This window comes from Streptomyces sp. NPDC090442 (assembly GCF_044769405.1).
Lineage (GTDB): Bacteria > Actinomycetota > Actinomycetes > Streptomycetales > Streptomycetaceae > Streptomyces.
This window is the reverse complement of sequence record NZ_JBIVXW010000063.1, coordinates 44566-55233: the sequence shown is the minus strand read 5'-3', so window position 1 is coordinate 55233 and position 10668 is coordinate 44566. Positions and strand designations below refer to the sequence as shown.

Sequence of the window (10668 nt, the reverse complement as noted above, 5' to 3'; positions counted from 1 at the left end):
GATCTTCCGCCACGCCCGCATCAGCCCGAACAAGCTCACGTCAGTCGCCGCAGCCATCCTCACCCTCATGATCTACACGTGAAAAAGGCTCCAGGTCAGCGAATTCCTTTTTTGCGGTGTCGCTGAGCCGGCCGAGGATATCGACGTCCTCGGTGTGCACGGCACGCAGCACCGGCTCCTTGAGGAAGTCGCCGTAGTAACTGCGCATCGTCCGGCTCGGCAGGATCTCCAGCGGATCGGACCGCATGCGGGTCAGGTGCTGCCGCTGGCTGCGCCATTTGACGTTGAGCACGACGGCCAGCAACAGCGAGTCCTTGGTCTTCCAGTGCAGATAGACCGTGCCCTTGCCGACCTTGGCCCGCCGGGCGATCTCGTCGATCGTCACCCGCCGGTATCCCCAGGCGAGCAGCAGCCCTCCGGCCACCTCCAGGATGCGCTGACCGCGTTCGGCCCGTTCCAAGTCCCCGCTCCTTCCCCGTTCGTGACCAGATTTCGAATCTGGTCACGGGGTCAAAGTACGGCCGGAACTGCCGGGTCGGTAGGCGGAATTCGGCCACGCGCGGGAGACGCCAAGGGAGTTGGGCGCCGAACCTGTACGGGGCCCGAACGGCCGGGGATCATGGCACCGTTCGCCGCACCCCGCGCCGACCGAACCGAGGCAGCGACGGGACCGACCCGAGGAGAACGCCGTGTTCACGTTGTTCGCCGAACTGTCCACGCCCTTGGTGGCCGACGCCTGCGTGCGGCTCGGCGTACCGCTGCGCGCCGCGCCGCCCGGAATCGGGGCCGTGGTTCCCGGCCACCGGGTCGCCGGACGCGCGCTGCCCGCCCGGCACTACGGGAGCGTCGACATCTTCCTGGAAGCGTTCACCGACTCCCGGCCCGGCGACGTCCTGGTCATCGACAACGGCGGCCGCCAGGACGAGGCGTGCGTAGGCGACTTGCTGGCCCTCGAAGCACGCGCCGCGGGGCTGGCCGGCGTGGTGGTCTGGGGGCTGCACCGGGACACCCCGGAACTGGTGGAGATCGGCCTGCCGGTGTTCAGCTACGGCCACCTGGCGCCGGGCCCGGTCCGACTCGCCGACCGGGAACCGGACGCCCTGGTCAGCGCGCGCTTCGGCCCCCACCGGGTCACCGCCGGGGACGCGGTCTTCGGTGACGACGACGGCGTGCTGTTCGTCCCCGCGGATCGCGCCGCGGCCGTGCTGGACACGGCCCGCACGATCTGGGAGACCGAGCGGGAACAGGCCCGCAAGATCCGCGCGGGCGAGCCCCTCCGTCGGCAGACCGCCTTCGATGACTACCTCGCCCGCCGCGCCGCCGACCCGAGCTACTCGTTCCGACAGCACCTCCGACGCATCGGCGGAGCCGTGGAGGAGTAGCCGACGGCCGGCCCTCAACCTCCGGCATGCGGCCGCGCTCCCCGTACGACCAGGGGTTGATTTCGCGCTACCACCCACGGGTTGACGTCAACGGCCGCCGGATCGCGGACAGTGGAATGCGTCGGGCACGGCGAGCGCACCCGCCCGACGCACTCATCCACCATCCGACGCCGAACGCCCCATGCCCGATGGAGGGAGCATCATGATCAACACCGAAGCGCGCCAAGCGATCCCCACAACATCGCCCGCGCCACTCACGCCAACAACGCTGCCCGCCCCAGCAATGCCGACCACACCGACCACACCGATCGCAGCATCAACATCGACCACATTTCACAACTCCACCCCATCCGACGGGACTTCACACCTCTCCCAGCGGCTCGCCCCCACCCACCCCACCGCTTCACCATCCCGAGCACGAACACCCGCGCATCCCGCACACCGTGCATCCGCGCCCACCTCCCCCACACGGAGCTTGGCCATGCGGGCGCCGCCGGACCGACGACGGTGAGACCTGGTAGGGATCAGCGGCCTGACAACACCGGGGTCTGTACGGCGGCCGAGGGGAGGTGACATGCCGCCGATGGCGTAATCGTCGGGTTGGCTGTTCGGGGGCGTCAGGCTGTGGACCTTGAGCACGGTCGTAACAGGAGTCCACGGCGGGAGCCCCTGTTGAACAGGTCGCGTGAATGGGTCGTTGAGCGGTGGCGCGGAAGACGAGGGTGACGGCGTTGACGAGTCCGGTCCCCGCGGCGCGGCGGGAGCCGCCGTCGTGAATCAGTCGGGCCGCCGCCGGCCGACCCAGCGGCTCTCCGGACTGGTGGACAGCAACGGCTTCGAGGCGCCGACGGTTCCCGCCTGGATGCGCTGGTTGCCCGCCCTCTACGTCCTGATCGTGTTGCTACTGGAGTTCGTGACGCCCACGCAGTGGGCGGTCAGCTCCCTGCTGATCGCCGTGCCGGTGCTCGCGGCCTTCACCCACGGCCCGGTAGGCGTCGCCGTGGTCACCGTCTTCGCCGTCGCCCTGGAGGGCGTGCTCGCGGGCACCCCGTGCTGCACGGGCCACAACATCCATCAACTGTGGGGGAATCACTATGTAGCGACGTATATCTCCACCCTCGTCGTGGGGATCATGGGCGTGGCGCTGGCCGGGTACCGGCGGAGGCAGCAGCGGCACCTGGTACGCGTCAACTCGGTGGCCGAGGCGCTGATGCGGACCCTGCTGCGGCCGGTTCCGCACCGGGTCGGCAAGGTGTTGGCGGCCGGTCTCTACCGGTCCGGAGAGATCGGCACCATGGTGGGCGGGGACCTCTACGACATCCGTGCCACGCAGGCCGGCGAGCGGGCCATCATCGGCGACGTCCGCGGCAAGGGGCTCCAGGCGGTTCGTACGGTCGCCGACATCCTCGGCAGCTTCCGCGAGGCGGCCTACGACCCCGGGGACCTGCTGGCGGTGGCCGCCCGGATGGAGCGGCGGTTGGCCCACGAGGCGGCGGAGATCCCCGACGACGAGCTCTTCGTGACCGCGGCCCTGATCGAGTACGACGCCCGGGCCCAGCAAGTGACGATCATCAACCACGGGCACATCGAGCCGGTGCTGATCTCGGGAGGGGAGGTGACCGCGCTTACCGGGCCGCCCGCCCTGCCGCTGGGACTGGGTGGGTTGTCCGCGGAGCCACCGGTGTCGTACACGCACCGCTTCGCCCGCGGCGATGTGCTGCTGCTCTGCACTGACGGGTTGATCGAGGCCCGGGACCACACCGGGGTGTTCTATCCGCTGCTGGATCGCCTCATCCAGCGGTTCGGTGGCCGGCCGGCCCCAGGGCCGGCCGATGTCATCGACTTCCTCAACGCCGATCTGCCCCGCCACACGCGCACCCTCCACGACGACGTGGCGATCCTCGCGATCGCACCGCGCGCCGAGGGGCCGGAGTAGTACTCGGGACTGTCGGTCGCCGGTGCGGTGGCAAAGGCCGCCGGTACGTCGATGGGGCGTCCCCGTCCCCAGAGAGCAAGGCGGGGTGGTGAGGAGAAGCGGGCACCAGGAGAGACGAGCGGAGGAGAGCGGGAGGGAGAGGGGGAGGGGGAGGAGGACAGGGCCGGGGGAGAGGAAGGGGAGATGGGGGCACAGGGCGGGTTCGGACTCGGGTCGCTTCCGGCCGCTGGGCGGAGGAACCTGGAAACGTAACAAGGGGGGTGCGAAGCAAGCTGTGAGGTGTCCGATGAGCACTCTCGAAGAACACATCGACATCGGTGTTCCGCTCGAAACGGCCTGGGATTGCCTGCATCGCGCGGAGAGCTATCCACGGTTCCTGAACGGCGTCCGGCAGGCCAGGCCGGAGGGCGAGCGACGGGCGCACCTGGACGTCGACGCGGGCGGCCGGGCGCAGGAGTTCGAGGTCGAGATCGTCGACCGGGAGATGGAGAACGTGATGACGTGGCAGACCACGAGCGGACCCGACCTGGCGGGGACGTTCTCGCTGCTGCCCATCGACCGGGGGCACACCCGGCTCCAGGCCCGGTTCGAGTACGACCCGGGCACGATCAAGGAGAGCTTCGGCGGGCCCCAGGGGTTCGCGCAGGCCGTCGCGATCGAGCGGGGCGTACGCAGCGATCTTCAGCAGTTCAAGGAACTGGTGGAAGCGGAGGGCAAGGCCAAGTGAGCGCGGAGTGAGGGAGGAGGGGGAGGGGGAACGGAAGCGGTCAACGTCGGCGGCGCTACTGGGTGTTCGCCGTCAGCAGCCGAACGAGAGGCCGGGCGGCGACGATGCGCGCCCTTGGCCGGGCGGCGTGCGGAGGCACGTGGCCGTAGGGACGCACGTGGCTGTGGTGACGCGCTCGTAGGGTCCGGGTTCGGTAGAGACAGACGTACTCATAGGGATGTGGCGTAGCGGCCGACGACGTCGTTGTAGAGGGGGCTTGGGCGTGGGTTTCGATCTGTGTTTCGACGTGGGGTCAGACGAGATGGCGTTCTGGCATGGGGTGTTCCACCCCGTCGAGTTCGAGGGTGCAGCGCGGTGCGATGGGGACGAGCCGGGGCTCGCGGATACGGACCCGGAAGATCCGGACGGGCTCGTCGGGGAGTTCGCCGGTCAGCAGGTTCAGGCCGGGGCCGTGTTCCCGCTGGTAGGCGACGACCTTGCCGTTGACCAGGAGTTCTATCTCGCCCTCGCGGCCGGGGCCGACGTTCACGGTGATCGAGTGGCCGCCCTGGTCGAGGTGGAAGTGGTGGCTGCGTCCCATGGTCCTCGCCTCCCGCGTCCGGGGCGGTGCGCATTCCGCGACGACGGTCGCCGCACGAGCGACCGCACCTCCAGATTAGTTCGGTGCCGGGGTGCGGGCCGGTGGGGAGGACCACCGCCGGTGGCGGGGCGGCGAGCGACAATTGTGGTGAGTGCCGCGCCGGGCGGTCCACGGAGCGCGGGGCGTGAGGCCCCGCCCGGAGGAACCAGTGCCCGGGCCGGCGGGAGACGGCGATGAACGGCTCGGTCCGGATCGGACGTGTGGTCGGGGTGCCGCTGCGGATGCACTGGAGCGTGCCCCTGCTGGTGGTGCTCTTCGCGTACGGCCTCGGGCGGCAGACGCTGCCGGTGATCGCCCCGGGACGTTCCGCTGTCGTCTATGCCCTGGCCGGGGTCGTCGGGGCCGCGTTGCTCACTGGCAGTCTGCTGCTGCACGAGACGGCGCATGCCGCGATCGCGCGGCGGAAGCAGATATCCGTCGAGGACGTGACCCTGTGGGCGCTGGGCGGGATGACCCGGATGGGGCGGCCGCAGACCGCGGCCGCGGCCTTCGCGGTCGCCATCAGCGGACCGCTCACCAGCCTGCTCATCGGGGGAATCGCGCTGGGGGCCGGCTTCGGGCTGCATGTGCTGTCGCTGTGGGCGGTGCCGGCGGTTGTGCTGGTGTGGCTGGGGTGGGCCAATGTGCTCCTGGGCGTGTTCAACCTGCTGCCGGCCGTCCCGCTCGACGGGGGGCGGGTGGTGCAGGCGCTGCTGTGGTGGCGCACCGGGGACCGGGATCGTGCGGACATCGCGGCGTCCCGGGGCGGCCAGGTGATGGGCGTACTGCTGGTGGCCGTCGGCTGGTTCGCGGTGTTGCGCGGGTTGCCGAGCGGGCTGTGGCTGGCCTTGATCGGGCTGTTCATCATGGTCGTCGCCGGGTCCGAACGGCGTCGGGCGGCGATGCAGACGGCGTTGCGCGGGGTGCGGGCGGCCGATGCCATGTCTGCTCCCGTGGTGACCGGGGCGGACTGGCTGACGGTGCAGCGGTTCATCGACGAGGTGGCCGTGACGACCGGACACTCCGTCGTCCCGCTGCTGGACTTCGAGGGGCGGCCGAGCGGCCTGGTGCAGGTCCGCAGGCTGGCGTCGATACCCGTCGCCCAGCGGGCGGAGCTGCGGGTTCGGGACGTGGCCATACCGATGTCCCAGTGTGCGGTGGCCGCGCCGGGCGATCTGCTGAGCGAGGCGATGGACCGGGTGACGCTGCGGACCGGGATGCGCATCCTGGTCGTGGACGCCGGGCATCTGGTGGGGATCATCACGGCGAAGGACGTGTCCCGGCTGATGCGGCGGCACACGCTGCGCGACGGCCGGACCGGGGCCGGGACCGGGTGAGGTCGATGTCCGGAGCACTGAGGGACGGAGCGTAACCGGCGGGGCACAACACGAGGGACCGGCGAGGGAGCGACGGCATGGACACTGCGGCGCAGTACATCACGGTGACGGCGCTCAGCCACCCCGGACTGATCCGGGAGCACAACGAGGACAGCCTGGTCGCGGGGCCGTGGACGCTGTGCGGCACGGTGACCGAGAACCCCCAGACGCTGATGTTCCCGCTGGGCAGCCCGGTGGTGGTGGCGGTCGCCGACGGCATCGGCGGGCAGCCGGGCGGCGAGGTCGCCAGCGCGCTGACCGTGGCGCATCTGGCGGCGCTGGGGCCGACGTTGGACAGCGAGGAGGCGGTGCGGGCGGCGGTGATCCGGTGCAACCGCGCGGTGTACGCGGCGGCCGAGCGGGACCGGGCACTGACCGGGATGGGGACCACGGTGGCCGGCACCGTCGTACTGCCCGAGGCTTTGTTGATCTTCAACGTGGGTGACAGTCGGGTCCTGGAAGCCGGGGAGGACGGGCTGCGGCAGGTGAGCGTGGACGACAGTCCGCCGCTACCGGCGGGGCAGCGGACCACGTCGCTGGTGACCCAGGCGATCGGGGGTGCCAGCCGCTTCGTCGCGGTCACCCCGCACGTCCGTACCGTGCCGCTGCTCACGGGCCGGCGCTACGTGGTGTGTACGGACGGGCTCACCGACCCGGTCCTGGAGGAGGAGATCGCCGCTGTGCTGCACGAACACGACGGCGGGCGGGCCGTCTTCGAGCTGTGGAAGGCGGCCATCGAGGCGGGCGCGCCGGACAACATCACGTTGGCGTTGGTCGGGGTCGGGGGGTGAGGGACCGGGCCGCGGAGGCTCAACGGGTCACCGCGCGTGGTCAGTTGACCGGCGAGGGTGTCCGATGATGCGCGGACCTCGGCCGGGTCGGAGCGCGCGGACGGGGTCCGCGTGGGGCGGTCGTGCACGGCTCCGCACCCCTTCCCCTTCCCCTTTCCCCTCCTCTTCTTCGCCCTCTTCCCTTTCCCTCGTGCCAACTCCCGTTTGCTCGCCTGTTGTTGGCCGGATTTCGACTCCGCCCAGCGCCCGGACTTCCGCTCCGAAGCGTCAGTCGAGGAGGCCCGCTCCGGCACGCCATCCGCGGGTCCCTGCCCCGCAGTGCCGTTGGGGGACGCCCGGCTCAACATGTCGCTCGGGCGCCCCGGTTCCGGATCGCAGGCATCTGGTCACCCGCTCTGACCTGAATCGTCACCGGCCGATGCCCGCCCCGAATTGCCACCCGACGGCCCCCGCCCCGGCCCGCCGTCCGGCCCGCCGCCCGATCCGCCCGTCCCCCGCCTCTCCCGAAGCGCCACCCGACGGGGGCTTAACCGCCGTAGCCGTGCGGGTGTTCACGCGTGGGCGCTGAGCACTCCGCCGTTGCTGAGCACCAGGTAGATGCCGTTGGCGACGGCCCCGTCGTCGTGCCCCTTCGTTTCCAGCGTGCCGTCCACCGAGCCCTCGTGGCCGATGATGTCGGCGCGGTAGTGCAGTTCGCCGACCTTCGTGACCTTGACGGTCCAGCCGCCCGCGACCTTGAAGGTGCCCGGCCCCTGGTGGCCGCCGCCCATCCAGGAGTGGACCTGACCGTCCAACGTGAGCACGACGAACATGTCGTTGGCGTCGAGCCCGGTGTCGCTGCCCTTCGTCTCCAGCGTGGCCAGGACCGAACCGCGGCTGACGATCTTGGCGCGGTATTGCTGGGCGCCGATCTTGTAGATCTCGGCCTTGCTACTGCCGTCCGCCAGCGGCTGGGTGCGGACCGGCGAGCCCGCCTTGGCCGTTGTGCCGTGCGAGCCGCCCGACCGCTTGCCCTCAGCGCCCGCCTTGGCCTCGGCCCGGGTGTCGGCCGTGGCGTCGGGGACCGCCGAGGCGTCGGCGCCCTGTGCTCCGGCGGCGGGGCCCGTGCCGTTGGACTCGGGGGCGGTGGTGTCGGTGCTCACGTGGGCCGCGGGCTTCGTGCCGCCGGCGTCCGAGCCGGAGCAGGCGGTGAGGGTAAGGGCGGCCGCCGCGGTCAGGGCCGCGGCGGCGATGCGCAGGGTGCGGCGACGAGCGGTGCGGACGGTGGTGTTGGAGTTCATTGCGGGTCCCCCGGGGTGGTCGGTGCCGTTGTCTCGTTGGTACGTCACCCACTCTGGCCAGGGCCGCTATCGCCAGGCTGACGCTCCGCTAACACCCGGCTAACCGCCGCTCATTGGACATTTGGGCGTATCGTCCGGGCGCGGTCTACCGCGGTAACAGCGGCGATGGTCAACGGCCGGCGGCCATCGGTGAGCAACCGGCGGGCCGAAGAACCGAGGGTCCCAGGGGCCGAACGACCCCACGGCCGAAGAGCCCGAGGGGCGAAGGGCCGAAGGAGACAGTGGACCAGGGAGTCAGGGAGTCAGGGAGTCAGAGAGTCAGAGAAAAGCCTCGACAGTAGCCCCCTAGCCCCGATCGCGGCGCAGTGCCGGCAATCCCAGTCGCCGCCCGGTGTCGTCGTCGAATTCCGCGCAGAAGGTACCGATTGTGTCCTCAAGGTGGGAGAAGGAGCGTGCCGCGAACAAAACCGGCTGATAGCTGGAAATGCGGTACTGCGTACTGGCTGTGGCACATGCGTCCAGTTCGCGCACTTCTCGCCCGTCGTGCGCCCCGATCTCGCCGTACGAGGAGAGCAGTGCCGCGCCGAAAGCCTTGGGTGCGCCGGATTCGCTGACCAACCCGAATTCGAGGGTGTACCAATACACCCGGCTCAGAATGTCCAGCGCCTCGTCGGTCCGGACCCGGTTCGCGGCCCGGCCGAACATCCGGTACAGCTCGGCGATGCGCGGTGACGACAGATGGATGCCGTGCCCGAACACGTCGTGCAGCACGTCCGGTTCGGGGGTGTAGAGGGGCGCGGCCGGATGGCGTACGAACTGCACCGCGTGGAAGTAGCCGTGCTCCATGGCCCCCAGGAACCGCTCGCTGGGTACCACCCCGCCGGCCAGCGTGAGCGCGAACCCGGTGCGCGCCGTCAATCCGGGCGTGATGTCCGCGTGCTGAGGGATCCCGTCGGCGGGGATCTCGGTGTCCGCGAGGGCGTCCAACACCGGCCGGCAGGCGTGCGCCTGGTGCTTCGGTAGCAGCGCGTCGTAGACGGTGCGCCAGGTCCGGTGCTCGTCGTCGGTGTACTCGACGCCCGGATACGGCGCCCCCACCGGGTGGTTGTCGGCGCGGGCCGCCAGGGCGTCCCGACGTCGTCGGTATTCCCGGTCGCGGCGCCCGGGGTGGTCGTCCGCGCGGCCCATTCGTCCCTCGGTGGAGACGGGGGTCCGTTTCCGTGGCGAAGTCATACCGCTGACCATGCCCAGGGGCCCGGCGGAGATCACCTCGGGCGGCGGACGGGGAGCGGGCGGGCGCTTCGCCTTCAATGTCTCAATGCATGACGGTGTTCGGCATCATTATTGCTTCGTTTCTTGACGATCGGGGCTTCGGTGACGTTCACTCAGCCATTCATGGGCCGAGTCAGGGCGGCCCCTGTGGAGGTACTTTTCATGAGGCCGAAGAAGACAATGGGCGCAGTGAATGTGACGAATGCAACAATGCGTCGCGGCGTCCTCGTCAGCGTGTTGACGCTTTCCCTCGCCGTGCCGCTGGCGGCCTGCGGAAACGATCATCAGGAACCGTCCCAGGGGAAGGACCACATCGGCCTCCTCCTTCCCGAGAACAAATCCACGCGCTACGAGAAATTCGATCACCGCATCATTTCCCGGCGCATCGCGGCGCTCTGCCTCCAATGCAAGGTGGACTACGGAAACGCCGAGTCCAGCGTCGACGCCCAACACTCCCAGTTCGACGACCTGGTGAAGAAGGGCGTCAAGGTCATCGTCCTGGACCCGGTCGACGCCCAGGCCGCCAAGGCGTGGGTGGACTCCGCCGCACGTCAGGGCGTGCAGGTCATCGCCTACGACCGACTCGCCGAGGGCAACGTGGCGGCGTATGTCTCCTACGACAACGACAAGATCGGCCGGCTCCAGGGCGAGGCAATTCTCGCCGCGCTCGGACCGCGTGCGGCGAGCGCCGATGTCGTCATGTTCAACGGCTCCCCGGACGACCCCAACGCCCCGGCCTTCAAGAGGGGCGCACACGCCGCCCTCGACGGCAAGGTGCACAAAATCGTCTACGAGAAGGACGTCCCCGAATGGTCCGAGGCGACCGCGAAGAAGGAGATGGCCGACGTCATCAACTCCCGTGGCCCGCGCGGCTTCGACGCGGTCTACTCGGCGAATGACGGCATGGCCGGCGGTATCGCCGAGGCGCTGAAGTCGGCCGGCGTGAAGAATGTCCCGCTGGGTGGCCAGGACGCCGAACTTCCCGCACTGCAGAGGCTGTTGGACGGCACCCAGGCGTTCACTGTTTACAAGGAAGTGCGGCCGGAGGCGGAGACCGCCGCGGAACTGGCCTTCCGGCTGCTGCGCGGCCAGAGCATCTCCACCCTCGCCTCCACCACCGCCGCGAACCACAGCAGGTCCGACATTCCGGCGAAGCTGTTCAAGGCCACCCTGGTCACCAAGGACAACCTCAAGGACACCGTCGTCCGGGACGGCGTGGTGCGCAGCGACCTGCTCTGCACCCCCGCCCTGGCCGCGCAGTGCGCCTCCGCCGGCATCGGCTGAG

The 10668-nt window shown here is 70.1% G+C and carries 10 protein-coding genes; 6 read left to right on the top strand and 4 right to left on the bottom strand.

Annotation, left to right across the window (positions count from 1 at the left end):
- Nucleotides 1-40 precede the first annotated feature (40 nt).
- Entirely contained in the window at nucleotides 41-460 is a 420-nt protein-coding gene (locus tag ACIQU6_RS33505) for a TetR/AcrR family transcriptional regulator (protein ID WP_403485498.1), read from the bottom strand.
- A gap of 229 nt (nucleotides 461-689) precedes the next feature.
- Between ACIQU6_RS33505 and ACIQU6_RS33500 the strand changes: the two genes are divergently transcribed.
- The 3 genes from ACIQU6_RS33500 (at nucleotide 690) to ACIQU6_RS33490 (ending at nucleotide 4045) form a co-directional block, all read left to right on the top strand.
- Nucleotides 690-1382 carry an RraA family protein gene (locus tag ACIQU6_RS33500; RefSeq protein ID WP_403485497.1) on the top strand — a complete coding sequence of 231 codons (693 nt, stop codon included), beginning with the start codon at nucleotides 690-692 and terminating at the stop codon, nucleotides 1380-1382.
- Between the two features lie 772 nt (nucleotides 1383-2154).
- The gene (locus tag ACIQU6_RS33495) at nucleotides 2155-3318 is read left to right on the top strand and encodes a PP2C family protein-serine/threonine phosphatase (protein ID WP_403485496.1); all 1164 of its coding nucleotides are present in this window, start codon (nucleotides 2155-2157) and stop codon (nucleotides 3316-3318) included.
- A 286-nt stretch (nucleotides 3319-3604) separates the two neighbouring features.
- Nucleotides 3605-4045 (top strand): SRPBCC family protein, encoded by a 441-nt coding sequence (locus ACIQU6_RS33490; RefSeq protein WP_274912075.1) that lies wholly within the window; start codon nucleotides 3605-3607, stop codon nucleotides 4043-4045.
- 292 nt (nucleotides 4046-4337) lie between these two features.
- Here ACIQU6_RS33490 and ACIQU6_RS33485 read toward each other — a convergent pair whose 3' ends face one another.
- Nucleotides 4338-4625 (bottom strand): hypothetical protein, encoded by a 288-nt coding sequence (locus tag ACIQU6_RS33485; RefSeq protein ID WP_403485495.1) that lies wholly within the window; start codon nucleotides 4623-4625, stop codon nucleotides 4338-4340.
- Between the two features lie 233 nt (nucleotides 4626-4858).
- Between ACIQU6_RS33485 and ACIQU6_RS33480 the strand changes: the two genes are divergently transcribed.
- Nucleotides 4859-6001 carry a site-2 protease family protein gene (locus tag ACIQU6_RS33480; protein WP_403485494.1) on the top strand — a complete coding sequence of 381 codons (1143 nt, stop codon included), beginning with the start codon at nucleotides 4859-4861 and terminating at the stop codon, nucleotides 5999-6001.
- A 77-nt stretch (nucleotides 6002-6078) separates the two neighbouring features.
- Nucleotides 6079-6831 carry a PP2C family protein-serine/threonine phosphatase gene (locus ACIQU6_RS33475; RefSeq protein ID WP_403485493.1) on the top strand — a complete coding sequence of 251 codons (753 nt, stop codon included), beginning with the start codon at nucleotides 6079-6081 and terminating at the stop codon, nucleotides 6829-6831.
- 551 nt (nucleotides 6832-7382) lie between these two features.
- Here ACIQU6_RS33475 and ACIQU6_RS33470 read toward each other — a convergent pair.
- Both ACIQU6_RS33470 and ACIQU6_RS33465 read right to left on the bottom strand, forming a co-directional pair.
- Nucleotides 7383-8111, bottom strand: a complete 729-nt coding sequence (locus tag ACIQU6_RS33470) for a hypothetical protein (protein WP_403485492.1) — start codon at nucleotides 8109-8111, stop codon at nucleotides 7383-7385.
- 345 nt (nucleotides 8112-8456) lie between these two features.
- Nucleotides 8457-9344, bottom strand: coding sequence for a phenylalanine 4-monooxygenase (locus ACIQU6_RS33465; protein WP_403485491.1), 888 nt, complete (start codon nucleotides 9342-9344; stop codon nucleotides 8457-8459).
- Nucleotides 9345-9593: 249 nt separating this feature from the next.
- On the opposite strand from ACIQU6_RS33465, the gene ACIQU6_RS33460 reads away from it, so the two are divergent.
- On the top strand, nucleotides 9594-10667 hold the full coding sequence (locus ACIQU6_RS33460; RefSeq protein WP_403485499.1) for a sugar ABC transporter substrate-binding protein: 1074 nt from the start codon (nucleotides 9594-9596) through the stop codon (nucleotides 10665-10667).
- Nucleotide 10668 lies beyond the last annotated feature (1 nt).

Bases quoted from the DNA above. Each gene is read 5' to 3' on its own strand.
- ACIQU6_RS33490 (WP_274912075.1), top strand. From the start codon at position 3,605: ATGAGCACTCTCGAAGAACACATCGACATCGGTGTTCCGCTCGAAACG.
- ACIQU6_RS33485 (WP_403485495.1), bottom strand. From the start codon at position 4,625: ATGGGACGCAGCCACCACTTCCACCTCGACCAGGGCGGCCACTCGATC.
- ACIQU6_RS33480 (WP_403485494.1), top strand. From the start codon at position 4,859: ATGAACGGCTCGGTCCGGATCGGACGTGTGGTCGGGGTGCCGCTGCGG.
- ACIQU6_RS33475 (WP_403485493.1), top strand. From the start codon at position 6,079: ATGGACACTGCGGCGCAGTACATCACGGTGACGGCGCTCAGCCACCCC.
- ACIQU6_RS33470 (WP_403485492.1), bottom strand. From the start codon at position 8,111: ATGAACTCCAACACCACCGTCCGCACCGCTCGTCGCCGCACCCTGCGC.
- ACIQU6_RS33465 (WP_403485491.1), bottom strand. From the start codon at position 9,344: ATGACTTCGCCACGGAAACGGACCCCCGTCTCCACCGAGGGACGAATG.
- ACIQU6_RS33460 (WP_403485499.1), top strand. From the start codon at position 9,594: ATGCGTCGCGGCGTCCTCGTCAGCGTGTTGACGCTTTCCCTCGCCGTG.